The organism is Chryseobacterium sp. HNCC26DJ239 (genome assembly GCF_057180445.1).
The window spans coordinates 735,731-759,468 of record NZ_JBXUGJ010000001.1; the positions used below are offsets into that span (position 1 = coordinate 735,731).

General features: G+C 34.8%; 21 protein-coding genes. 9 read left to right on the forward strand and 12 right to left on the reverse strand.

Annotated features, from left to right (window positions below; genetic code table 11):
- Positions 1-22: 22 nt before the first annotated feature.
- Complete coding sequence (locus AC2A1D_RS03485) at positions 23-244, reverse strand: hypothetical protein (protein WP_484042280.1); 222 nt, start codon at positions 242-244, stop codon at positions 23-25.
- 188 nt (positions 245-432) lie between these two features.
- Here AC2A1D_RS03485 and AC2A1D_RS03490 point away from each other — a divergent pair, with 188 nt between their 5' ends.
- A complete protein-coding gene (locus AC2A1D_RS03490) occupies positions 433-732 on the forward strand; it encodes a hypothetical protein (RefSeq protein ID WP_484042281.1) in 300 nt (99 codons plus the stop codon).
- A gap of 271 nt (positions 733-1,003) precedes the next feature.
- Here the strand turns inward: AC2A1D_RS03490 and AC2A1D_RS03495 are convergent, their stop codons facing one another.
- Positions 1,004-1,900, reverse strand: a complete 897-nt coding sequence (locus tag AC2A1D_RS03495; RefSeq protein ID WP_484042282.1) for a helix-turn-helix domain-containing protein — start codon at positions 1,898-1,900, stop codon at positions 1,004-1,006.
- Between the two features lie 381 nt (positions 1,901-2,281).
- Here AC2A1D_RS03495 and AC2A1D_RS03500 point away from each other — a divergent pair, with 381 nt between their 5' ends.
- From AC2A1D_RS03500 to AC2A1D_RS03515, 4 genes are all read left to right on the forward strand, one after another.
- Positions 2,282-2,851 (forward strand): flavodoxin family protein, encoded by a 570-nt coding sequence (locus tag AC2A1D_RS03500; RefSeq protein ID WP_484042283.1) that lies wholly within the window; start codon positions 2,282-2,284, stop codon positions 2,849-2,851.
- Between the two features lie 73 nt (positions 2,852-2,924).
- The gene (locus AC2A1D_RS03505) at positions 2,925-3,188 is read left to right on the forward strand and encodes a hypothetical protein (RefSeq protein ID WP_484042284.1); all 264 of its coding nucleotides are present in this window, start codon (positions 2,925-2,927) and stop codon (positions 3,186-3,188) included.
- A gap of 26 nt (positions 3,189-3,214) precedes the next feature.
- A complete protein-coding gene (locus tag AC2A1D_RS03510; RefSeq protein ID WP_484042285.1) occupies positions 3,215-4,396 on the forward strand; it encodes an NAD(P)-dependent alcohol dehydrogenase in 1,182 nt (393 codons plus the stop codon).
- 353 nt (positions 4,397-4,749) lie between these two features.
- A complete protein-coding gene (locus AC2A1D_RS03515; protein WP_484042286.1) occupies positions 4,750-5,946 on the forward strand; it encodes an MFS transporter in 1,197 nt (398 codons plus the stop codon).
- Between the two features lie 373 nt (positions 5,947-6,319).
- Here the strand turns inward: AC2A1D_RS03515 and AC2A1D_RS03520 are convergent, their stop codons facing one another.
- The 4 genes from AC2A1D_RS03520 to AC2A1D_RS03535 all read right to left on the reverse strand — a co-directional run bounded on the left by AC2A1D_RS03520 (position 6,320) and on the right by AC2A1D_RS03535 (position 10,413).
- Positions 6,320-7,288, reverse strand: a complete 969-nt coding sequence (locus AC2A1D_RS03520; protein ID WP_484042287.1) for an alpha/beta hydrolase — start codon at positions 7,286-7,288, stop codon at positions 6,320-6,322.
- A 281-nt stretch (positions 7,289-7,569) separates the two neighbouring features.
- Positions 7,570-7,962 carry a DUF2255 family protein gene (locus AC2A1D_RS03525; protein WP_484042288.1) on the reverse strand — a complete coding sequence of 131 codons (393 nt, stop codon included), beginning with the start codon at positions 7,960-7,962 and terminating at the stop codon, positions 7,570-7,572.
- A 103-nt stretch (positions 7,963-8,065) separates the two neighbouring features.
- The gene (locus AC2A1D_RS03530; protein WP_484042289.1) at positions 8,066-8,476 is read right to left on the reverse strand and encodes a (R)-mandelonitrile lyase; all 411 of its coding nucleotides are present in this window, start codon (positions 8,474-8,476) and stop codon (positions 8,066-8,068) included.
- Between the two features lie 821 nt (positions 8,477-9,297).
- Positions 9,298-10,413, reverse strand: a complete 1,116-nt coding sequence (locus AC2A1D_RS03535) for a pectate lyase family protein (RefSeq protein ID WP_484042290.1) — start codon at positions 10,411-10,413, stop codon at positions 9,298-9,300.
- 379 nt (positions 10,414-10,792) lie between these two features.
- On the opposite strand from AC2A1D_RS03535, the gene AC2A1D_RS03540 reads away from it, so the two are divergent.
- On the forward strand, positions 10,793-11,194 hold the full coding sequence (locus tag AC2A1D_RS03540) for a T9SS type A sorting domain-containing protein (RefSeq protein WP_484042291.1): 402 nt from the start codon (positions 10,793-10,795) through the stop codon (positions 11,192-11,194).
- A gap of 196 nt (positions 11,195-11,390) precedes the next feature.
- Positions 11,391-12,212, forward strand: a complete 822-nt coding sequence (locus tag AC2A1D_RS03545; RefSeq protein ID WP_484042292.1) for an alpha/beta fold hydrolase — start codon at positions 11,391-11,393, stop codon at positions 12,210-12,212.
- Between the two features lie 113 nt (positions 12,213-12,325).
- Here the strand turns inward: AC2A1D_RS03545 and AC2A1D_RS03550 are convergent, their stop codons facing one another.
- The 5 genes from AC2A1D_RS03550 to AC2A1D_RS03570 form a co-directional block, all read right to left on the reverse strand.
- Positions 12,326-12,844 (reverse strand): DUF2911 domain-containing protein, encoded by a 519-nt coding sequence (locus AC2A1D_RS03550; protein WP_484042293.1) that lies wholly within the window; start codon positions 12,842-12,844, stop codon positions 12,326-12,328.
- A 19-nt stretch (positions 12,845-12,863) separates the two neighbouring features.
- Positions 12,864-14,555 carry a sodium:solute symporter family protein gene (locus AC2A1D_RS03555; RefSeq protein ID WP_484042294.1) on the reverse strand — a complete coding sequence of 564 codons (1,692 nt, stop codon included), beginning with the start codon at positions 14,553-14,555 and terminating at the stop codon, positions 12,864-12,866.
- 100 nt (positions 14,556-14,655) lie between these two features.
- On the reverse strand, positions 14,656-17,154 hold the full coding sequence (locus AC2A1D_RS03560) for a PIG-L family deacetylase (RefSeq protein ID WP_484042295.1): 2,499 nt from the start codon (positions 17,152-17,154) through the stop codon (positions 14,656-14,658).
- 483 nt (positions 17,155-17,637) lie between these two features.
- Complete coding sequence (locus AC2A1D_RS03565) at positions 17,638-19,236, reverse strand: T9SS type A sorting domain-containing protein (RefSeq protein WP_484042296.1); 1,599 nt, start codon at positions 19,234-19,236, stop codon at positions 17,638-17,640.
- A 221-nt stretch (positions 19,237-19,457) separates the two neighbouring features.
- On the reverse strand, positions 19,458-20,744 hold the full coding sequence (locus tag AC2A1D_RS03570) for an adenylosuccinate synthase (protein WP_484042297.1): 1,287 nt from the start codon (positions 20,742-20,744) through the stop codon (positions 19,458-19,460).
- 300 nt (positions 20,745-21,044) lie between these two features.
- Here AC2A1D_RS03570 and AC2A1D_RS03575 point away from each other — a divergent pair, with 300 nt between their 5' ends.
- Complete coding sequence (locus AC2A1D_RS03575; RefSeq protein ID WP_484042298.1) at positions 21,045-21,599, forward strand: phosphoribosyltransferase; 555 nt, start codon at positions 21,045-21,047, stop codon at positions 21,597-21,599.
- A 49-nt stretch (positions 21,600-21,648) separates the two neighbouring features.
- Here AC2A1D_RS03575 and AC2A1D_RS03580 read toward each other — a convergent pair whose 3' ends face one another.
- Positions 21,649-22,923: a LamG-like jellyroll fold domain-containing protein gene (locus AC2A1D_RS03580; RefSeq protein ID WP_484042299.1), complete on the reverse strand. Its 1,275-nt coding sequence runs from the start codon at positions 22,921-22,923 to the stop codon at positions 21,649-21,651.
- A gap of 215 nt (positions 22,924-23,138) precedes the next feature.
- On the opposite strand from AC2A1D_RS03580, the gene AC2A1D_RS03585 reads away from it, so the two are divergent.
- Positions 23,139-23,717 (forward strand): adenylate kinase, encoded by a 579-nt coding sequence (locus AC2A1D_RS03585; RefSeq protein ID WP_484042300.1) that lies wholly within the window; start codon positions 23,139-23,141, stop codon positions 23,715-23,717.
- Positions 23,718-23,738: the final 21 nt, after the last annotated feature.

Here is a 23,738-nt window from a genome sequence, read left to right on the forward strand (position 1 = left end):
AATTATTATTGTATTTAAAAAGTTAATTTTCGAGTTGAAGTTTGTTGAGCTTTGCAACCGTGTACAGCGCTTTCATAATCTTTTGATTATTGATGCGCTCGTTTTTCACCTGTCTTATATAGGCTGCGTCTTTCTTGTCTTTTCCCAAAAGAGTATTTACATCTTTGGTATAGCGATTAGGCAACCATTGCTCGATGAAATCGTATTTCTTAGCGACCGTTTTTTGTCTAAGTGTTGAAGCCATATATATAAATGAATAAATTGTTCTAGTGTGCTTTTTTCTTACTTTTGCGTAAGACTACCGTAAGACTACCGTAAGACTATCGTAAGACAAATATACAATTATATATTGTATTCACAATGATTTGTTGTGTTTTTTACAACGATTTATTGTGAATATTTTATAACTAATTAATAAACAATAGGTTAAAAATGAAAATACACGAGAAAATTAAACGATATAGCGAAGATAAAAAGGAAAGCAGAACCGATATCGCTAAAGAATATGGCGTTACACAACAAGCTGTTAGCAATTATCTTTATGGAAAAAATGCAATGCCGGTAGATTTTCTAGTTTGGTACGTTTCCAAACATCCGGATATAGATTTGTATGCGTTATTCAGTACTTCACAACAAAACATTGTGAAAGAAGAATCTGCAAACTATGCAAGAAAACCAAGAAAACAAGAAATAATCAATAAGATTGTAAAAATCTTAGAAGATGAAATTTAAACCTAGACACAATCTAGACACAAGAAAAACGTAACTTATTAATAATCAGCTTCATTTTGTTGTAAAAATATTTCGGTCCTGGGTACAGACGAAAAAATGGCGCCAACTGTCTTAAGTTGGCGCCATTTTACTTTCACACTGTTTACACACAAATAACTCTCCTTATATACAATAATTTATTTCTAATGCGCACCTTTTAAGACACTATAATCTAATATGAAGAATTGAGATTATCACGAATAAATTTTGGGCGTATTTAAATAACTCCCTTTTAATTAAGTGATCTGTATTCCAAAGGTGTAACACCTGTATTCTTCTTAAATGCCCTTGTGAAATGAGTAGGATGTTTAAAACCCAATTCGTACGCTATTTCACTAATGGTAGCCCTAGGATTTAATATCTTTTCTTTTGCAATATCCATAGTTTTTAACTGAATATATTCCAATGCAGATTTGCCAGTTTCTTTTTTAATGACATCTCCAAAGTAATTGGGTGAAAGATGAAGTTGTTCTGCAAAATAGCTTACGGAGGGAAGTCCGATTGACTGTGGCTTATCAGAATAAAAATATTCACTAAGGAAACTTTCAAATTCCTCGACGACACCCTTATTTATTTCGCTGCGTGTGATAAACTGACGATCATAAAAACGAACGCAATAATCGAGAAACAATTCAATATTTGAAGCGATTAACTTTTTGCTATGTTTATCTATTCCAAGCTCAAGTTCGTATTTAATCTTATCAAAGCAATCTAACACCAATCTGCGCTCCTTTTCAGAAATATGCAATGCTTCATTAGACTTGTAAGAAAAAAAAGCAAAGCTGTCAATTCGCTTTCCCAGAGGGGTACCTCTAATTAAATCAGGATGAAATACCAACGCCAGACCATATGCCTGCTCACCCTCCTTAAGTGAGACTTGGATAACCTGCCCTGGTGCCACAAAGATTAATGACTTATCTTGATAATCATACGTACTTTTGCCGTAAGCAATATCACCACATACAGTATCCTTGAGATAAATTGCATAAAATCCGAAGCTCATCTTTGATGCATAAATTTCAGGATATGTTCCGTTAAAATCAATAATACTCACCAAAGGGTGCAGGTTCTCTTTTTTGTAGAAAACATCATATTGGCTTACTGTGTCAACCTTGACAAAATTTTCCATAATCTACATTATTTGTTTGTACTTCACAAAGTTATTACATTAAAACAGTTGTTTGAATAGTCTTTGCTTAAATTCAGTAAAATTGGTCAGCATATCAGTATTCTGTATAATGAAGAGAAACTAAAAAGACATCAATTTTGTATTGGTTTCAAATACCATAGGAATCACAAACTAAAAAAACTATAAAATTATTTAGATATATTTTTTTATAAACTAATTTTTGGAACAACTATGCCACGTCTTATGTGATCTAAAACATAAGCAGGGTATCAAAGACAACAAATTGATGGCGAAAAATATCAAATTAATAAAATATTTGTTACATCTAAAGATTATAGTTTTAAGCATACTGAAAATGGAGGTTAATTAAAAAAAATAATAATGACTATATCAATCGTTTATGACAGTGGCTTTGGTCACACGAAAAAACTGGCTGAAGCCGTAGCAAAAGGGGCAGGTGAACTCGAGGGAAGTACAGTTCATCTTTTTCACATCGGAGAACAAAATGACTACCCTTGGGAAATTTTAGAAAAAAGCGATGCAATTATATTCGGGTCGCCAACTTATAACGGTTCTATAAGTGCCAAGTTAAAAGCTTTTTTTGAAACATCTACGAAAGCAGTTTGGAACGAATTCAAATGGCGCAATAAAATTGCTGCCGGTTTTACCAATTCCGGATCTCTAAGTGGAGATAAACTTAATTCTCTTATTTCTATAGCATTATTTGCAGCACAAAACGGAATGATTTGGACAGGGCTTGACCTGCATCCTGCTAATCCGGATAGCACTCTGTCAACGAAAGAACTTAACAGTTTAGGAAGCTGGTTGGGAGCTATGGCATATTCCGAAAACGAAACTCCGGAAGTCACACCAGGTGAAAGCGATTTAAGAACTGCTGAATATTTAGGAAAACGTGTAGCTCAAGTTGCGGCTAGATTTAGTAATGGTTAGTAGCAAACCATAAATATATAGAAGACAAATTGTTGAGTATAAATATTAATGCCATAAAAAAAATAAAACAATAATGAATCGGATAATAGCAGATGTAAAATGTGATTTAAACTCAGTACCTAACTTGGAAGAGATACTTACACAAGAACTTGAGATTGCTAACCAATTGAAGGAAAAAGATATACTAGAGCACGTTTTTACAAAAACCGATGCAACTAGAGCCATATTAGTATTTAAAGGCATTGATGAAGAAAAAGCAAAACTACATGTCGCTAATTTTCCGCTTGCTCCATATTTCGGAGCCGTAGCTTATATAAATGTAGAAAAATATTTCTAGTACTGACACCAAAAAAAAGATATATTATGTGTGAAGATAAAAACAAACATTCAAGAAGAAAATTTATTCAACAGACCGCGATTGCAGGTGCTGGTCTAGCTTTGGTACCCTCTTTAAACTTATTCGCAAGCCCTGCCAAAAATGCAAGTACTGGTAAAAATATTAAAACAAGAGGATATGCTGCAAAAGATAGTAGTGGCAAATTGAGTCTTTGGGAATTTGAAAGAAGACCTGTAGGTGATGATGATATTTTGATTGAAATTAAATATGCGAGTATTTGTCATTCTGACATCCATCAGATGAAAGGTGAATGGGGTAAACAACCTTATCCACAGGTTCCCGGTCATGAAATAGCCGGAATTGTAACAGTGGTGGGAAAAAATGTAACCAAATTTAAAGTTGGTGATAAAGCAGGAGTTGGATGTATGGTAGACAGCTGTATGGAATGTGACAGCTGTAAAAATGGAGAAGAGCAACATTGCGAGAAAGGAATGGTTGGAACATACGGTTCTCCAGACAAAACTTCTCCATCAGGAATTACCCAAGGTGGTTATTCTAAACACATCGTAATAAGACAGCATTTTGCCGTTCATATTCCCGACAATATTAGTTTGCAGGAAGCAGCACCTTTACTTTGTGCAGGTATTACAACCTACTCACCATTAATGAAAGCAAATTTTAAGAGAGGTGATAAAGTTGGAGTAGCAGGAATCGGAGGCTTAGGACACTTGGCTGTTAAGATTGCGGTTTCAAAAGGAGCAGAAGTTTATGCTTTTACCACTTCAAAAGATAAGGTGAATGATATTCTGTCTTTTGGAGCAAAAGAAGTAATTATTGTGGACAGTCTTGATAAACTGAAGCCTTACAAAAAGATGTTAGACTATATGATTTCAACTATCCCTGTTCAATTTGATGTGGCCGCTTACAGTTCAGTAGTCAAAACCAACGGATTTTTCACCCAGGTTGGTATGCCTGTTGGATTCGAAATTATATTAAGCAATGTAGGACTTGCAGCCACAAGGGTTAACTACAATGCGTCAATGATAGGTGGTATCCCTGAGACACAAGAGGTGGTTAATTATTGTGCAGATAACAAACTGTTTCCGCAAATACAAATCATCAAAGCCGAAGAAATCAATACAGCATGGGCTAAAGTATTAAACAAAGAAGCTCGATACCGTTATGTTATAAATGCCGCTACAATATAAATCATAGAGCGCACTATGCGTATAAATGGCAGTAACAAATATCGAGCTATTAATAATATAATTAATTCACCATTTGGATTGTTTGAAATGTCAGGCAGTTCGAATGGTGAAAATTTTAATTGTCTTTTTATCAGGCAAATTTGAAATTCAATTTTTAGCAAGTAGCTGTAAAACGATCTCCTTTTATAGCTTAATATCCTCCAAAAAAAATAAGTAGATAAGGTTAAATACTGATAATGGGTCTACTATTCTCGTAACCTTGGGAAAATATAATGCTTATGGTTTTAATCTAGCAGAAGCAGTTCTTTGAGATTATGAGAAAAAAAAATAAAGAATAAATTAGATATACAGATATGAACACAGACAAGAATGGAATAGGAATCAATAAAATCGCCTATGCCGGATGCCTTGGAGCGTTAGGAATTATTAGTACAGAATTTGGGATAATAGGTGTATTGCCAAGGGTAGCTGCTCATTACCGTATCAGCATTGATCATGCAGGCTTATTACTGAGTGCATTTGCGCTAACTATTTTTTTGCTGGGACCTTTTGTTGTTCTTTTTACATCAGCTGTAAATAGGAAGAAAATAATGCTATTGGCTATTTCACTATTTTTAATTTCTAATATTGTTTCTGCATTTGCACCGCCATTTTGGGTTTTGGTCATATTCAGAATTTTACCTGCCATTTTACAGCCTGCATTTTTTTCGGCAGCAGTAGGGACCATTATCCGTACCGCCAGCAAAAATGAGCAGCACAAATTAATTGGAATTGTAATTGGTGGAGTTGCACTTGCACAAGTTACCGCCATACCGTTCACAACCTATATGTCCAGCTTTTACGGTTGGCAGACTAGTTTTATAATTCAGGGAATAATTTCAATAATCGCATTAGCAGGTATCTTTTTCTATATTCCAACTATACCTGTAAAGGATAAACTTTCCTACGGAAGTCAATTGCAGATACTTAAGAAACCTCGCTTTATCATCAGTATTGCATTTAATGTATTGCTAATATCAGCTTGGTTTTCCACATACAGCTATTTTGCAGATTATCTTGAAAAAGTAAAGTTGATGTCAGGACAGCAAATTAGTTATATGCTTTTGTTATTTGGAGCCACTGGAGTAGTTTCCAACTGGTTGGCTGGAAGATTCTTATCGAAAAATGTGGTGGCTACTACAGCATTCTTTCTATTGGGTACAATGATTTTACCTGTGATATTATATTTTTCAGGAACTAATTTCTATTTACAGATTTTGGTTATAGCTTTTTGGGGAATCATGTACGGCCCTTCCTTTTTAACAGCAATTTCCTATATGATTGACGCGGCACCTGAAGCGCCTGAGTTCGCCAATAGTCTGCAATCGGCCTTTGGAAATTTAGGTGTGTCTATTGGTACATTGACAGGAGGATGGATAATAGCAAACCTTGATATTAATAATACTCCTTGGTTTGGTGCCGGATTTGGAGTACTTGCTGGAATAACAATGATTGTAAGAGAAATACTTGATGGAAAAACTGGGATCAAAAAATTGCATGTACTTAAATAAAACCTTTGTTGTACGAAAAACATAAACTCTTTCAGGCGTTATATCTCAGTTGATTAAGACATTGGCAAAAAAATAGTCATATCATTTTTTCTGTGAACCTTGATTGCTCCATAGCTCATTGTTTCTAATCCATTTTCAAATAACAAACAACACCCATTGCCTGTGCAAAACCTACTATTTTGGCAAACTCTGCTAAATCATTCTCTCAATGCAATGTTTAGATTTTAAATTTTTGTAGATAATTTAAAAATATTCGTGGATAAATAATAGATTTAGTATTATCTTGCTGTATTTGGCTAATTAGAGCAAACAAAAAAGGCAGCATTCAGCCACCTCTTTGTATCTTGTTTTATAGGATAAGAAAATGTCCCGATTACTTTAAATTATCTTTAAAGAATGTTTCCAATTTACCAAAAGGAATAACATCAACCTTGTCGTACAGATCCACATGCACAGCGCCAGGAATAATCATCAGCTCCTTTGGCTCAGCTGCGGCCTTATAAGCATCTTCACTAAAATAGCGAGAGTGTGCCTTTTCTCCTGCAATGAGAAGCATTGGTCTTGGAGAAATCTCTTTAATGTAACTCAACAAAGGCATATTCATAAATGAAAGTGCACTGGTTAACCTCCATCCTGTTGTAGAGTTTACCGAACGCTCATGATAGCCTCTTGGTGTTTTGTAATAATCAAAATACTCTTTTACAAATTGAGGCTCTTTGCCCGTTAATTTTGCGGGTAAATGTTCAGCAGGATATTCCGGGTTCCCAGTTTCTGCATCCTTCCATCTTTGTTGATTCAGGTTTTCTAAAGTTTTAGTTCTTTCCGCTAGTGTTACCACATCATTGTATCCCTTAGAAATTACCCTAGACATATCATACATGCTTGTTGTAGCTACGGCTTTTACACGTTTATCAACAGCTGTGGCATTTAGTGCCATTCCACCAAAACCACAAATTCCGATAATACCAATTTTGTTTCGGTCTACATTTTTTTGAAGTCCCACAAAATCCACAGCAGCACTATAATCTTCTGTATTAATATCCGGCGATGCCACATTTCTTGGTTCTCCTCCACTTTCACCTGTATAAGACGCATCAAAAGCTATAACAACAAACCCTCTTTGAGCCATTTGGTTGGCATATAATCCCGAAGATTGTTCTTTTACTGCTCCAAATGGCCCACTGATAACCAAGGCTGGCAATTTTTCTTCCCCAATATTTTTTGGAAGGTATAAATCTCCGGAAAGTGTTATGCCATAACGATTTTTAAAATTAACTGCTATTCTATTAACCTTTTCGCTTAATTGAAATGTGTAGTGTTCTGTTTTTGTTTTGTCACTCATTTTTTCTGATTCTTTATTACTTTTCTCTTGTGTGCAGGATTGCCCTAAAAACATCAGGCTTAATACGGTTAATATTGATAATCTTCTCATATTTTTGATTTTTAAAATTTTAATCACTTATGACCAATATACCTCCGACAACTTGTCGGCTTGATCGAGTTAGTTTACTATTTCATAAGCTGTTTTCTTCATTTCTCTTGCTTGAAAATTGACGGCAGATGCTATGGCTTCAAAATAGATAAAGCGTTTACTTATTTGTTTCGCCCTTACCTTTTTTATGATCAAATTGCAGGTAAAATTTTGATAGTGGCATTTTTTGCTCTGTCACTTATCATTGAACCCAAATATGGACTGCTGCCATACTTTGTTTTGTAAGCTTCATCAATCTTGTCGTGGAGAAGCTCATCGTTTTCTATACGCTCAAAATGAACATCTTTTATCATCCCTGCTGCATGGATTTGTCCGCTTTTTTCTTCAATAGCCGATTGAAACCATCGACTGCCTGTGCCGTTATATGCTCTCACGTATAAACTACCGTCCACCACAACCTCCCATATCCAAGTAGGCGTTCCGTGGGTAACACAATCCGCCCTGAGACGGGATATTTTTAAATCATCTGCTTTATCTATCTCTTGCAGATCTCTGTTGGAAAATTTTGCTTTTTCTATATTCATTTTCTCTTATTTTCATGTAATTTTCTCATTCTCCACAAGGAATAATTATTTTAAAAACAGGAGTATTCTAATCTTTATTCAACCCTGTTTTTTATTCGGTTTCTCATTTATTTGCTTTATCGAATTCTTTATCGGAAACAGGTTCTAGCCAGGTCACCTGTGTTTCTCCCTTAAAATTGGTAATAGCTATGTGCGTCATTGAACTATCAGAAGAAGCACCGTGCCAATGCTCAATATTTTCCGGGATGTTTACAACGTCTCCCTTTTTTATAACTTGCGCAGGCTTACCCTTCTCCTGATAAAGACCTGAACCTTCTGTAACTATTAAAACCTGGCCTTTGGGATGCGTATGCCAATTGGTTCTTGCAGCTATTTCAAAGGTTACTGCTCCTGCAGAAAATTCATTGTTTTTATCCCTTGATACCAATGGTGAAAGAAATGCGTCACCAGTAAACCATTCATTTGATAATTTATTTCCTTTTGGAAAAAGACTTGATTTTTTTTCTATGTCCATATGTTCTTTATTTTTAAGAAGTGCTACCATTACTATGAATCCATCTATTTTTCAATAAACCAATATAGGCATTAACATTGTGCTTTACAGAAACGGCATCTATACTAATATCTTATTTTGAGCATTTTTTCATCTGCTCTTGATCGGTAGAGAAAACGATGTTACCCCCCCCAAAAACGTCTTGTATCATCAGCATTTGACTGAGAGGAAGTACATAAAGTAATGCCGGCTCCGATAGCTTTGTCAATTTTATTCTAATACAAAGTTCGTCAATACAAAACAAGTACAATTATACATACTACTGTATTATAGACCATTTTTACTGATTAAGTTTTTGATTTCCAGTAATGGCGAATTCTACCCTCATGGACAGCACGCTAGTGTAGAAAATAAATACATAAATCATACAGGTCTTTTTTATTTTTTTTATTGGAAACAACTTTTAACAGGCGCCCTTAATGCTTTAAAGAAACTGGAATCAGTTTAAATTCACATTTTCTATAAGAATACTTTTCAGCTAAAAAAAAAGAATATTTTCAGCCATACAATTTAAATGCTCTATTTTTCTAACCGCAGCAGAATTAAAAACTTTCCTATTTTATTTAGCAGTAAATCATATTTAACTGTTTTTTATTTGCTTAATTTTTAAATATTTACTTTTAAAGCATTAATCTTTTTATTTTAGTTCTTTCCATCTATTACGAATTAAAAAAGGGTGATATTTTAAGAAGAATTTCAGCCACCAAAAAATACAAAACCCACCGGAAAATTCCGATGGGTTTGCTAAAGTATGGTATCAAATATCAATTACTGAAGCTTGCTTAGTAGCTTTCGCAAATGTTTCCTGTTAATGTAGCTCCAGCATTTGCCGTAACATCCGCTTTTACCGAACCTACTGCAAGTTTCACAATAGAATAAGAAGGGGTAAATGCGGTTCCGCTTCCCGCAGTATTGCCTGTTACATTGGTAAAGGTACTTCCTGTTTGAGTAACTGCTGTATAACCGGTCATCAAATCAATGGGTTGTTTTACATTTTCGAAAACATTTCTCTCCACTAAAATATTGGCTTGATATCCCGCCGCAATACATTTATTGCTTACAGTACTGTTGAAATAGCTGTTTAGGATATGAATCTTTCCGTAGCGCACTCTTGGCATACGTTCTCTACAACCTTGTGCCCACCAACAACGAACAAAAGTCACATTCAATTTCCCTGCATCTGCTGCTGCGCCATCACTTGAGCCTATCAAATTAGAAAAACGATGATCGTCAGTTCCACCAGAACCTCCTGCTTTTGGAGCTTTTAAATAATGGAACTTCGTGTAAGACACAGTAATAAAATCTGATTTGTTTTTAATATCAAAATTCCCGTCTACCCCATCTCGGAATTCGCAATGGTCGATCCAAACATTTCTACAGTCATCCAAAATTGCATTATCCCAACCATCGGTGTCGTATGCACCTGGACCTTCAAAAATTAGATTTCGAATGATGATATTGTTACATCTTTTAATATTCAGAATTCCTGAACCATCCTGAGTTTGATCGTTTGAAACCAACTTCGCTCCACTTGCTCCATAAATTGTTTTTCCGGTTTGATCCTGAAATGAAATACGGGACGTCACCGTAATTGTTCCAACTACTTTTACCACTTTAACACTCGTGTTTTCGATGGCGGCTTTTAATTGAGCATACGTTGTAACGGTTGTTTCAGCGGATGTTCCTCCTCCCGATGTTCCTCCATTCAGAGATGCCCATCCCGGAGCGACGCAACTTGCCAAAGGAATAACTGTTTTGGCATTGAGAGAGCTTTGAGAGCTTCCTGATGAAAGATCTACTTGCGGATCATTTTCAAGGTTTGAATTGGTACAAGAATGTAATGCTAGTACAGCATTCATCGCCAACACTGAAAGTGTGGTCTTCAATGTGAATTTCATGATTAATATTTGTTTTTGTTCGATGCAAATTTATAATAATTCACTAATAAACAAAATATATTACCTATTATTTATTTATTTTTATTTTATGTTTCACATAATACAAGTACAATCGATTGCATATTCATATATCAATATCTATCAAAACAATCTTCAAAATAATATTGAAATAAAAATTAAATACAAATTATTGAGCGTATTCCAAATTATTGAAAAAGTATAGCTGAAACTTAAAAAAAACAAGTTGGTTTCTCCACCTTTAAATTGAGGTTTACTTACTTCACCAAAACTTAGGTTTTACGTAATTAACCCTCAACAAAACGGAACCGCAAATTGGATAAGAATCTATTACAGAACATCTTAAAGCGGAACCTGGAATATGATGATGGGGTTTCAACCTCCATTTTCCAGCTGGTACCTATTCGGTAATATCAGTTTACCACCAAATATTTATCAAATCGCTATTGAATGTGAAAATGCGCAAGGCTACTCTACTCTTATTGACGATATAAAGATTTCAAATGATTTACTCGCTACAAACGATCTCTTCAAAGCAAAAACCTCCACACAATTTTTCCCAAATCCTGTAAAAGATATTCTTCATTTCACTAGCGAAGAAAAAATTAACGAATTTTCCATCTTTGATATAAGTGGTAGAAAGCAAAAAATCTTCAATATCCAATCAAATGAAGGTCAAATTGGCGTAAGCTCGCTCCAAGCAGGAACTTACATTATTTCTCGAAAAAACAAGCCGAGGTCTTGTTACCTATACATTTATTAAGAAATAATAATTTATTCATATTCCGTATCAATTAAAAGGAAGTAAGACTCCAGTTTCTTTTTAATTAATTTATTAAGAAGATGTTACATTCTCAAAATTTTATCATTAATTTATCCTAGATCAAGATTATTGTAAAAATTCGCGCCTATTTTTGCTATACAATAAAATCAAAATAACAATCACAAAAATCAAAAAAATGAGCACATTAAAATTAAAAGACGGAACAGAAATTTTCTACAAAGATCAAGGAGATGGTCCAGTATTAATGTTTCACCACGGGTGGCCTTTATCATCCGACGATTGGGACGCACAAGTAATTTTCTTTTTACAAAGAGGTTACAGAGTAATTGCCCACGACAGAAGAGGTCACGGCCGTTCTAGCCAGAACATATACAATCACACCATTGAACAATACGCTTCCGACGCGGCAGAACTGGTTGAATTTCTTAACTTGAAAGACGTTGTTCACATTGGTCATTCCACAGGCGGTGGAGAAGTAATTCGTTATGTAAACAAATACTCAAACGGAAGAGCTAAAAAAGCAGTTTTAATAAGTGCAGTTCCTCCAATAATGGTAAAAAGTGAAACAAATCCCGACGGCGTTCCCATGGAAGTGTTTGATGGAATTAGGGAGCAAACTTTAAACAACAGAAACCAATTTTATTTCGATTTAACTTTTCCTTTCTACGGTTACAACAGAGATGGCGCAAATATAAAAGAAGGAATTCAAAGAAATTGGTGGAGACAAGGAATGATGGGTGGAATTGTCGCTCATTACGACGGCATCAAAGCTTTTTCTGAAACAGATTTTACAGAAGATTTAAAAGCTGTTGATATTCCGGTTTTAATTCTTCATGGTGAAGATGATCAAATTGTTCCCATCGAAAATTCTGCAATAAAATCTGCAAAACTCGTAAAAAATGGAACACTTATTACTTACCCAGGTTTTTCTCACGGAATGCCAACCACAGAACACCAAACTATTAACAAAGATTTATTAGCATTTATCGAAGCTTAATAAACAACAATTTGCACAGAAAAAAGATGAATCCGTATGATTCATCTTTTTTTGACTGCAAATAAAACGTTTATTTGAAATCGAAAAAAATCCCGAATGAACGGGATTTTAATTTATTTTATCTCTACAGGAACAGAGATTTTGTCCCAATCCATTGTGAAACCATTTTTGTTGATTTTATAAACCAAAGTTTCCTGTGTTACGGGTAAAGCTTTTGTTTTTACATTCACACGTAGAGCATCGTGTTTTTCGTCATATTTATAAGCTCCCCATTGTTTTGATTCTTTATTGAAAATTGCCGTCCAAGTTCCTGAATCTTTAGGAATTAAGAAAAAACTATATTTACCAGCAGGCAATGATTTCCCTTGAATGGTAATGTTTTTATCTGTTTCAAAAGTTGTAGCTTCATTAGCTCCTGCACGCCAAACCTGATTGTACGCTACCAAATTACCCCAAATTTCACGACCTTTTACCGAAGGACTGCTATAATTTATGGTGATTGTAGCATCTTTAACCTTCCCCGTCGCAGCAGCAGGCGGACTTGCAGGCTTTTTAGCTTCTTGAGCAAAAGTATTCACAGAAATCGTTAATGCCGCAAAAAGTACAGTTGCAGATTTAATTGTTGTTCTCATAATATTTCTATTTATTTGTTTACGAATTTACAGTTTTCGGTTTACAAAATAGCAACCCAATAGTCGAAAATATAATGACCGCAACAGCTCCGATTACGTTTAACCAAAGAAAAGAAACTATATCGAACTGATAAACGGTAATCACCACAATTTCTGATAAAATAGCTGAAACAAAAACGTTAGCTCCATTGATTTTTTTAAAGTAAAATGCAACCAGAAAAATTCCCAAAATTGGACCATAAAAAAGCGAACCCAATACATTTACCGCTTCAATAAGAGAACCCATTTGTGTAGCAAACATTGCGACCGCAATTGAGAAAATCCCCCAAGCTAAAGTGTGTAAACGGCTATATCGTAATTCAGTTTTTTCATCGGGAAGTTCTTTTTTAAAAATAAGATGTACATCTTTTAATGAACAAGCTGCAAGAGAATTTAATGCCGCTGAAATTGAGCCCCAACTCGCCAAAAAAATCACCGCAAACAACAACCCAATCATTCCGACAGGTAATGTATTTTTTACGAAATACAAGAAAATATAATTGGTATCTGTTTTCTCTGCATTGAAATTGGATGTATTAATAGCTTCTTCTACTCTACTATGAAGATTTTTTATTTGAGATTGCGTTTCTTTAAACTCCTGAATGATTTCATTAAGTTTAGGAGAATTTATTTCTTTGAGTTTTAAAATTTCTTTCGATTCTGCATTGAATTTTGCCTGTAAATCTTGATGTTCTTTTTCAAAAACTGCTGCTTGTTCAGGTTTTGAATTCTTTAAATTTTGATAGGAATTTTCATTAAAATAAATCGGAGCTGGCTTTAATGAAAAGAACGCAAAAAGCAAAGCACCAATTAAAAGAATCGAAAATTGCATCGGAATTTTAACCAATCCATTAAGCAACAAGCCCATTTTTGCATTGGTAGTATCTTTCGCTGTGATATATCTTCCAACCTGACTTTGATCTGTCCCAAAATAAGATAGTGCCAGAAAAAAACCACCAATCAATCCGCTCCAAATATTGTATTTATCTTTCCAATCAAACTCTGTTGTGATCACATTCAACTTTCCAGATTTCCCAGAAAGATAAAGAGCATCTTTAAAACCAATTCCATTCGGCATATTTTGAATGAGTAAATAACCCGCAAAAGCCATTGTTCCCAAAATAATCAAAAACTGTAACTTTTGGGTATGAGCAATGGCTTTTGCACCACCAAGATAGGTATAAATCATCAATATTCCGCCCGTTAAAATATTCGTTAAATAAATATTCCAGTTTAAAACACTTGATAAAATAATACTTGGCGCATAAATGCTGATTCCCGTTGATAAACCTCTCGAAAAAAGAAAAAGCAGAGATGTGAGTACTCTAGTTTTTTTATCAAAACGGTTTTCTAAATATTCGTAAGCCGTATAAACATTTAAACGCTGAAAAATTGGGATAAAAGTGATGCAAATTACGATCATCGCCAAAGGCAAGCCAAAGTAATACTGCACAAAACGCATTCCGTCTGTATAAGCCTGTCCTGGTGCAGAAAGAAAAGTAATCGCACTCGCCTGAGTCGCCATAATACCAATCAGTACAATATACCAAGGCATTTTATTATCTGCTTTCAGGTAAGATTCGTTGCTTTTTTGTCCACGACCGATGAATACACCGTAGACAACCACTGCAACCAGTGTGATGATAAGAACCGTCCAATCTATTGTACTCATTGCCAAAATTTAGTAAAGAAATAATAAAATACAATCTGACCTATCAACGCAACTGCGAGTAAGATATACCAGATGTTCCAATTTTTAAGTTGTTTGTTCATTAGTTTTTTTCTGCAGATAAAAAGTTTAAAAATAAACGAGCAGCCCCTACATTTCCGGCAGGCAACTGTCTGAAAAACGCCAATGGAGAGTAAATAAAATTACCTTTTCCGTATTTTGCATATAAAGTTGATCCCTGCAAAGGTTCTTCACCGGTATCATGCATTTCAAAAAGCGGTTCGTACGCCGCATCCCATTGAACAGGAAAATAAGCACCACGCTCTTGTACCCAACCCTTAAAATCTTCCGTGGTAATTTTATTGGGGAAGTTCAGTAATTTATGCTTTGGATTTAAAAATTTAACTTCAGCATTTTCTTCAGTAACACGTTTATTCGCAATACTAAAATTATATATTCCTAATTGTTCAACTGTTGTATCTTGATTAGTATTGTACTGCATCACCAAATTACCACCTGCTTTTACATAAGACCATAAAAAAGGCATCCATCTAGCCAATTTTTTCTCTGTGTTATTTGCGCGAACACCCATTACAATCGCATCATATTGAGAAAGTTTATTTTGACTTCCGCCAGATTCTTCTGCGTTTCCGTAGAAATCTTCATCTTTTAAAACATCAACCTGAATACCTGCAATTCGCAGAAATTCTGGAATAAAATCTCCCGCACCTTCAATATAACCAACTTTTTTAGCCTTTGCCTGAATATCACCTTTCATAATGATGGCAGTAGCAGGCGCAAAATATTGTAAAGAAGGCAAATGTGAATACTGAATTACTACCTTTTTTTTATCGTAAGCAATTCCATCTGCAACAAAATTGGCATCCAATTGTAAATGATTGGATTCTATTGAAGCCAATTTAGCTTTTGGAATAACGTAATCAACAGTAATATCTTTTCCATTAATTGATTTTAAAACTCCTCCACCTAACTGTTGTCCGTTGTACAATAAGTTTAATTTCCCGTTATCAAATTGTTTGTTGATGTTATTTTTTAAATTTAAACTTAAATGTAAATCTTCATTTTCTTTCACCAGATAAAGTGATTGGGTAAATTTTAGTTCTAGTGCAGGAACAATACGCAAAGCTTCCACCACATCACCACGAACAGGATCTAATTTTTTGAAAGATAAAGGAAGTTTAACCTCAAAATTTTCTGAACCTATTTTTAAATTTAGCAAAACATTTAATGGTGATTCTGTCTCTGGCAAACCAATTAAAGTATCATTTGGGACAGAATAAGTTGCTTCATTTTTCGCTGGCCTCGCCAACCAGTAAGGTTCTGTAAGCGCTGCATCTGTAGGAATTTGAATATCGTGCGGAATGGTAATTAAAGAATCTTTTGATAATTTTCGGTTAAAGTTTTCCGATTGATTTAGCCATTTTACATTTTCTAAAACGACAGGATTTTCAGCTCTAGAAATTAGATTTAATCTAAAATTATACTGTTCTCCTGCAACAGCTTCAGCTTGATTAGTGACTACTTCGCCCATAAAACCAGTACAACTCAAAATAATATGGTCAAGAGATTTAAGTTTATCTTTTTTCAAGTCAGCATCTTTTAAAGACATCAACTTTTTTCGTAAAGAAAGCAAAGCAGACAAACTAAGATCTGGCTTATTAAAATTGAATTCCGAAATAATTTTATCTAAAGATTCATCGATATCCGCATTACCTTTTGCAGCCCAGTTTTTTGCCACCCCATCAAAAAGATTTGCTTTTGCTGGTTCACCAATAACGTGGGCAAAATATTCAGTTTTAACACCCGCTACAGATTGCGTTCCGGCTCCCTGGCTTTTATGTAAACTCCTGCTTAAACCAGCCAATTCACCATACCCCATTCCTAATTGTGCATCGTATTGACCAACTGTAACTTTCAATTGATTTTCATCAGTGGTATTTACTGAACCAAACCTGAAAGTATTCCACAAAACACGTTTAGGCTGCCAAACATTTACATACTTTAGCTGCTCTGGAAAAGCTTTTTTATCACCCGCCAAATTAAAAGCTTTTTCAGCAACTACCGCCGAAGCTGCATGTTGCCCATGTCCAGCCGCTGCAGTAGGAGGAAAACGGCAAATAATAACATCTGGTCGGAAATTTCGAATAACCCAAACTACATCTGCTGTAATATTATCTGCATCCCATTGTTTAAAAGTATCTGTCGTATTTTTAGAAAATCCAAAATCTATTGCACGGGTAAAAAACTGTTGGGCACCATCTAATTTTCTTGCTTCTAAAAGCTCGTGTGTTCTAATTAAACCCAATGCAGAACCTTGCTCAGTTCCTAATAAATTCTGTCCGCCATCACCTCTTGTTAAAGATAAATAAGCAGTTTCTACATTTTGATCATTAATTAACCAAGAGAGTAGCCCCGTATTTTCATCGTCGGGATGAGCTGCGAGATACAAAACTTTAGGTAGATTTTTAAGTGTTTTAATTTCACGATAAATTTCTGATGATTTTGAAGGTCTAATCTGTTGCGCCGAACAAAAAACAGAATAAAAGCTAAGAATAGATAGTGTGAGTACTTTTTTGAACATTTGAATTTGCTTTGCATGGCAAATATAAGTAAATCGTTCTTTTTGAGTTCTTACAGAAAAAGCAAGTGTAAAGTCTTCTATTTCTTTTTTGTCAGTACTATCTCATAAACTATGTAAGTAGAAAATATATCCTGGAAAATTTTGAGCAATCAAAGCTCAAAAAATTATTCGGCAATAACTTTTTACAATTTTTAAACATTATCCAGATAGTGTTTGCATAGACGCTCGTCGAAGTCACATGACAGAATTTTTTATTTCTACAATTCTTTCTAAATCTTCCACCAAATGTTTCGAAATATCTCCAGTTAATGGTACACAAACCTCTGATTTTTCAGAGGTTTTTTTGTTTTTAGATTTCTTATTTTCATTTTTATGCTTAAAAAAAATAAAACTCTTGAGAATGAGAATGCACACACATTCCATTAATAATCAAACAAAAAACCGCCTTTAAAAAGACGGTTTTACATATTAACAAAAGGCAAGTTATTCCTTAATGAGTTTTTTAGTTATTTTTTGAATCCCTCCAGTTATGTTTAACCAATAAACTCCTTTTTCCAGCATAGAAGTATTTATTTTTGTTGTCATTCCTTCCAATTTTTGATTATGAAGTACTCTTCCATTTAAATCAGTAACCACAACTTCCATTAAAGGAGTAAAATAATCAACCTTTAAAATAATGGTTTCTTTCACTGGATTTGGATAAACATTGATAGCAATATTTTTCGATATTTCATTAGTAGCCAATAAATTATCTGGAGCAAGTTTCACGACCCAATAGTCATTATCACCATGATTTCCACTTACATCTCCATTATTTGAATTGGACATACCAGCGATAGCGTAGCCACCATCATTTGTCCATATAATAGAATATGCCACATCGCTTCCAGACCCTCCTAAGCATTTCTGCCACAAAATATCACCTATAGCACTTAGTTTTACAGCCCAAAAATCATAATTAGGTGCACCTCCATACCCTGTTGTTGCCGGTAGATGAAGCCCAATTACATCACCATTAACAGAACTAGATCCTCCCGTAACCACATAACCACCATCTACAGTTTGAACAATAGAATATGCCGAATCCACATAAGTTCCCCCCAAAGATTTTTGCCATTGAATATTTCCTGAGGAATTTAATTTTACAACCCAGCAATCAGTTTCGCCATGGTTTCCGGTTATATCCCCATTATTAGAATAAGCATGACCAGCCACGATATAACCTCCATCGGATGTTTGCTTAATTGAGTGCGCTAATTCAACATGTGAACCTCCAAAAGATTTTTTCCAATGGATGACTCCAGCATCTTCATTTAATTTAACAATCCAAAAATCTTTAAGACCATGATTTCCAGTTACATCTCCATTATTATTTGATTCAGAATATCCTGAAACTACTAACCCCCCATCATTAGTCTGTAAAACTGAAGTGGCAACATCTTCCCCAGCGCCACCTAATGTCCTTTGCCATAGAAGATTTCCTCCTGAATCTAACTTTATTAGCCAATAATCTATATATCCTTTATTTACGGTTACATCACCATTATTCGACGAAGTAGCACCAGCAATCACATAACCTCCATCAGAAGTTTGAATAACAGAATTAGCCCAGTCATTCCAAGTTCCCCCCAAAGATTTTTGCCATTCAATAACTCCTCCGTCAGAATTTAATTTTACAATCCAGCAATCAGAATAACCATGATTTCCGGCTACATTGCCATTGTTCGACTCGCTCCCACCAACAACTACATACCCCCCATCATTCGTTTGTATAATACAATTCGCTCTATCAAAACTACTCCCACCTAAAGATTTTTGCCATTGGATAGATCCTGTAGAATTCAATTTGGCTATCCAATAATCTAACTGACCATGATTCCCTCCAACATCACCATTAATTGAGTTGGAAGTTCCCGCAATCATATAACCACCATCAGAAGTTTGAATGATAGATTTTGCTTCATCAACACCTGCTCCGCCTAAAGACTTTTGCCATTCTATTGCAGGAGATTGCCCCATAAAAAGACTTGAGAAAAAGATACCTATACATACAGGTACTATTTTTTTGAAATTAAAATTCATGGTTTTAGTTTTTTAAGATAGCAAAAATAAATATTTTTAATAAATTAGCTGTAATATTTTACATTTTTAAAGAACAATAATTAAATTTCCACATATCTAAAGACAGTTGACAATTTCCTTAAAAATAAAATTCATGGAATATGTTTCATGAATTTTTGTATTATTCATCAAACAAAAAAACCGCCTTTAAAAGACGGTTTTGATATTTTGAAAGTCTGAAATTAGAACAATTCTTTTCTGATTATATTTTGACTTCTTTCTGGTCCAACAGAAACTAAATATACATTAATTCCTAAATACTTCTCGATAAACTCGATGTATTCTTGTGCTGTTTTTGGAAGTTCGTCGTAGCTTCTTGCTTTTGTGATATCTTCTTTCCAACCTGGTAAATCTTGGTAGATTGGCTCGTAGTTGTACAATTTTTCTGTAGAAGAAGTAAAATAATCGATAATTTTACCGTCTTCTGTTTTATAATGAGTTACAACTTTTAGGTTTTCGATTCCTGTGAGAACGTCAAGTTTAGTAATAACAAGATTGTTGATTCCGTTAATCATACAAGCGTGTTTCAAAGAAACAAGGTCTAGCCAACCTGTTCTTCTTGGTCTACCTGTAGTTGCACCGAATTCACCTCCAATTTGTCTGATGCTTTCTCCTAATTCATTATCCAATTCAGAAGGGAAAGGTCCGTTTCCTACTCTTGTACAATATGCTTTAGCAACACCAATTAAGTTTTGAAGTGAAGTTGGAGGCACACCCGCTCCAGAGCAAACTCCTCCTGTAGACGGAGAAGATGATGTAACATAAGGATAGGTTCCAAAGTCGATATCCAACATCAACGCTTGAGCTCCTTCAAATAAAACGTTTTTACCATCTCTGATGGCTTCGTTCAATTCTAGCTCAGTATCTACGATTCTGTCTTGAAGTTGTCTACCGATTTCTAAATATTCGTTGTAGATTTCTTCAACATCTAGTGTTGGTTTACCGTAATATTTTTCAAAAAGAGAATTCTTAATTTTTAAGTTTTTCTCGATTTTATCTCTTAAAATTTCAGGATTTAAAAGGTCAATCATTCTAATCCCTACTCTCGCGATTTTATCTTCGTAGCAAGGTCCGATTCCTTTTTTAGTAGTTCCAATTTGCGTTCCTCCGTGCTCTTCCTCACGGTAAGTATCCAAAAGAATGTGGTAAGGCATGATGACATGCGCTCTTCTGCTGATAAAAATGTGATCCGTCTTAAGCCCTTTGCTTTCGATTTGATTCACCTCCTTAATGAAAGATTTAGGATTTACCACTACTCCATTGGCAATGATACACTTCCCTTTGCACTGCAGAACTCCCGATGGAAGAAGGTGTAAAACGAATTTTTCTTCACCCACATAAACCGTATGACCCGCATTGTCTCCACCTTGGAAACGCACCACGTAATCTGATTTTGCCGATAAAACGTCTGTAATTTTACCTTTACCCTCATCTCCATACTGAAGACCTACAACAACGTACGTTGACATATGTTACTTTTATTTTAGATTCATGCAAAATTACTTTTAAAAAATTGCGTGAGCAAATTTGTGAGGGATTTTATTTTTGAAGAGGTGGAAATCATGGGATTAATACTATATTTAATTATCTTTTAAAGGATCTATATATGTAGTATTACTTTCCAAAATCTGTATTGCTAACAAATTGCAAAGACACTTTTTCTTTTTTTTTTACAACAGTAATTTTTCAAAAAATTCCCGCCTCAAACTTTTCACACACTTTAATAAACCATCAAAAATCTGTAACTTTGCCGTCTACTAAAAAATTTTATGGAGAGTATTAAAGTTCACGACAAAACTTTTGTTCCTTATTTAAAGGACGCCGAAATTCAGGAGATTGTAAAAGCTACGGCTCTTAAAATTTATGAAGATTACAAGGACGAAGTTCCTGTTTTCATTGGAGTTTTAAACGGAGTAATTATGTTCTTCTCTGACCTTTTGAAGCATTACCCGGGAGAATGTGAGATTGCATTTATTCAGATGAGTTCTTATGTAGGAACAGAATCTACAGGGATTGTGTACCAAAAAATGGAGCTTACAAAAGATGTAAAAGACCGCCACATTATCTTGGTAGAAGATATTGTAGATACAGGAAATACGGTAGAAAGTCTTTTCAAATATTTCAACGAAACGCAACGTCCAAAATCTGTAAAAATCGCTTCTTTCCTTTTGAAGCCTGAAGTTTACAAGAAAGATTTCAAACTAGATTACATTGGAAAAGAAATCCCTAACAAGTTTGTTCTTGGCTATGGTCTAGATTATGATGAGTTGGGAAGAAATCTAGCAGATTTGTATCAATTAGAAGACGGAAAAATTAACGAATAAAAAAAGAAAACGTAAGCCAAAAGCTTACGTTTTTTTCTTCTCTCATCATTTAGTTTTTAATAAGTTTGGATTGGTAGCTTGTACCATCTTCCATGATGATTCTTGCAAAATAATTTCCTTTCGGAGCATCTAGGTTGAAAGAAATTTCTTTTCCGTTCACTTTAAAATCTACCGCAGAAGAAACTACCTTCCCTGAATAATCGTATACCGAAATAGATTTCGGCGCTTTATTTCCTTCCATATTAAAATAGAAAGTTCCTGAAGAAGGATTTGGATAAGCCTTCATCTCTTTTGTTTTTACCATTGCCGCTTCTGCTGTACTCAAATTGGTAACATTTGTACAAGAAGACATCGTAATACAACCATTAAGATTTACCATTACCGAGTAGTTTCCTAAAGCCGATGGAGAATAAACCTGGCTCGTTGCTCCAGAAATTGGCGTATTTGTAGTACAATCGTACCATTGATAGGTTGCTCCTGCTTGATTGGCTGTTAATGTAGAACTACCTAAAGTAACCGTTCCATCAATTGTAGACTGGGTAAGCGTTTTTCCAGCATCAAAATTAGAGGTAGTTCCTAACAAAGAAAAATTAGTCGCTGTAGCAGTAGAGTTATTACTAGAATAATCATTGATTGCGGTAACAGTATTGTTTGCAGATGGAGTACCTTCGTTAAATTTATAGTAACGCACCAAACCTGTTTGAGTACCACAAAATTCAGTATTCATGTTGGCCTGAATTTCAGATGCAGTTCTCGCGTAATTCCAAATTCTCACATCGTCAATACTTCCTTGAAAAAAATTAATTCCATCAACACGGGTACCAATTCTGAAAGTTCCCGTCGTAGGTGTGTTAGGAGTTATCGTTAAAGAAGATCCTGATTGATTTGCCGCAGCAACACCATCTACATAAAACTGAACTCTTGCGGCTCCACTAAGTGTAGAATTCCAAACCACAGCAACATGATGCCAAAGTCCATCATTCAAAGGTGAAGTTGTTGTTGTGTCACAGTTCACACCACCTCCATTGAATTCAATTCTTAAACGATTTCCATAGAAAACATTAAAAGTGAATCTTTGTACAGTACCTGTACCCCCCATATCTACAATAGCGCTTTGCCCTTGCCCGCCTGCAGACGTCTGATCAGAGTTTTTAGTGGTTTTAATCCAAGCTTCGATAGTGCGAGAACCCGTTCCTGTTACTGGGATACTTGTATTTGAAACATAATCATTAATCCCATCAAAATTTAAACTTGCTTGCCCCTTCACTAAAGACATTCCTAAAGCCATTGAAAGCGACAAAACACAGAATAGTTTTTTCTTCATAAAAAATAAATTGCTGTTTCCAAAACTATTAAAAAAGGGCATACACGGGATTTCGAGCCTGTCAAAATTCTAGAATTATGGTAATATTTTACTTTAAATATTGAAAAAAAGGCTCCCCCATCACACGTATGAGAAAGCTCAGGAAATAGAATTCATAAATAATTAGTAATTTTGCAGAATTATTCAATATAATTATATCTAATAAAATTTAAACAATGATCAACATCGTATTGTTCGGCCCTCCGGGAAGTGGTAAAGGAACTCAGGCCCAAAACTTGATCGAAAAATTTAACCTTAAACAAATTTCTACTGGTGATCTTTTCAGATTTAATATGAAAAACGACACCGAGCTTGGTAAACTAGCAAAATCTTACATTGATAAGGGAGAATTGGTTCCGGATCAAGTAACAACAGACATGCTAATTGACGAGATTAGAAAACCGACCGATGCTTCTGGGTTTATATTCGATGGTTACCCAAGAACAGCCGTGCAAACAGAGGCTTTAGAAAAAATCGTAAAAGAAGAGCTAAATGATGAGATCGATGTTTGTCTTTCTTTAGTGGTAGAAGATCAAATTTTGGTTGAAAGACTATTAAAAAGAGGCGAAGTAAGCGGAAGATCAGACGACAGCAATGTTGAAATCATTGAAAACAGAATAAAAGAATACTACGCAAAAACTGCTGAAGTTGCCGAATTGTACAAACAACAAGGTAAATATGTAGAGATAAACGGTGTTGGAGACATCACTGAAATCTCTGAAAAGCTTTTCGCAGAAGTAGAAAAAGTAAAATAATCGAGATGCGGGGAACGGGAT